Annotated in this window: 2 protein-coding genes; one reads left to right on the top strand and one right to left on the bottom strand. The window is 43.6% G+C overall.

What is annotated here, in order from left to right; translation table 11 throughout:
• The first annotated feature begins 176 nt into the window (after positions 1–176).
• Complete coding sequence (locus O9290_RS21315) at positions 177–569, top strand: hypothetical protein (protein WP_287971521.1); 393 nt, start codon at positions 177–179, stop codon at positions 567–569.
• 246 nt (positions 570–815) lie between these two features.
• Here O9290_RS21315 and O9290_RS21310 read toward each other — a convergent pair whose 3' ends face one another.
• Complete coding sequence (locus O9290_RS21310; protein ID WP_012264931.1) at positions 816–1,211, bottom strand: hypothetical protein; 396 nt, start codon at positions 1,209–1,211, stop codon at positions 816–818.
• Positions 1,212–1,619 lie beyond the last annotated feature (408 nt).

Raw genomic sequence — 1,619 nt, 5'->3', positions numbered from 1 at the left:
AGTTTTCAAGGTGCTGCGCCGTCCACTTGGTTTTCGAGACTGGCCTTTTAATTCTAACGTAAAGCCAACCTAGAACGGCGGGGTTTCAGACCCAAAATTTCCGATGAGAAAGTTATCCGCAATCAATAAAGTATCGAATCGGGGCAAGAAAAATTCAACTAAGAGGAGTTTAACTGATGACAGCCGCAACTGAAAAAGATTTAAAAAGATTAGAGGATTTAATCATCGGTATTGCCAACGGACAAAAGGCGATCGAAAACCGACTAACCACCATGGAAAACCGACTAACCACCATAGAAAACGGACAGAAGAATTTAGAGTTAGGGCAGTCGGAAATTAAAGGCGATATCCGAACCCTAGATGCGAAGATAGAGGGTTTAAGCGATCGAGTTAAAGTTATAGAGAACGCGGCGGGAAAAACCACCGATCTCGCCGAAAAAGTCGGAGAATTGAAAAACTGGAAACAGATCGGAGTAGTGGTGATCACCGCTGCGCTCAGTTCGATCCTCAGTGGTGTTACGGGTGGGGTAATCGGTTGGCTAATCCGAGCGGCGAAAGTTAATCCCTAATGGGGTTGCTGAATCAAGAATATGAATGCTGATTTTGCACCCGTCCACCAGCCAACCTAGTCCTAGGTTTTAAAAATTGCCCAAGAAGACAGGTGATAATTATCGCCAAAATACTCTAGGGAGTAACCTAAATAACCAACCCTAAAAAAACTCTCTGCTACACTTGAGTCAGTAGATGCACCCTGATGAAAAAGGAGAGTCAAAGAAAGCTCTCCTTTTTTTTTGAGAAAGCAATCCCGGGGGGATTTAGCCGCGGTTAGCAGGTAGTTTCGCTTTGCGCGCCATGTCTTTGAAACCATTCAAACTTGGACCAGGGCGACGGCGAGACATACTAGGAGTAATCAAGTATTTTGTCGCAAATTCCACTTCTTGCGGCTCTACTTTACCGTTAGTGGGGGCTACGGGGGCCGGTGCGCTCACAGGAGCGGCGGGAGTTTCTTTTGCTTGCTTTTCTTTCTTAACAGAAGTTTTTTTCGCTTTTTTCTCGGCTACGGGGGCGGCAGCAGACTCCACAGCAGGGGCAGGCGCTTCCACAACAGGCGCGGCTGCTGCCGTGGTTGCTGTCGCTTTTTGTTCACCATCGGTTTCTTTTAGTTCTAGGTAAAAGTCAGATTTTTTGCCACCAAAGAGATTTTTTAACATCGGGGATCACTCCGAGAGTTGGGAAAATGTAAAAGACTAGGTATTTTAAAATTTATCATTGACCGGGATCAGGCAGCAAACAAGATTATTCTCTTGACGATTTGCCTCTTTCATCTATTTTTCTTTGGATAATCGCTACCAGACAAAGTGTTTTAAAACAAGTTAAATTTACAAAAATTTACAAAAATCTAGAACGAGAAACCCCGACGTAAACAAGGGCAAAAACTACTAGAGACGTTGCTGATAACGTCTCTAGATTATTTAGGGTTTGCTGAATAAATCTAAAAACCTTGTTGGATAAGGTTTTTAGACTTTTTTTCCCTCAAAAAGTGCCGACCATTGGAGTGATTGGGGGGAAAATTCAGGTACTTTTTCCCTGAAAATTAGGTAGTTGACCACCTGAAAATC

This window comes from Microcystis sp. LE19-41.2A (genome assembly GCF_027530405.1).
In the GTDB taxonomy this organism is placed as follows: Bacteria; Cyanobacteriota; Cyanobacteriia; order Cyanobacteriales; family Microcystaceae; genus Microcystis; species Microcystis aeruginosa.
This window is presented reverse-complemented; position numbering and strand designations above follow the sequence as displayed.

Excerpts from the sequence above, each read along its gene's own strand:
- O9290_RS21315 (WP_287971521.1), top strand. The coding sequence starts at position 177 with ATGACAGCCGCAACTGAAAAAGATTTAAAAAGATTAGAGGATTTAATC.
- O9290_RS21310 (WP_012264931.1), bottom strand. The coding sequence starts at position 1,211 with ATGTTAAAAAATCTCTTTGGTGGCAAAAAATCTGACTTTTACCTAGAA.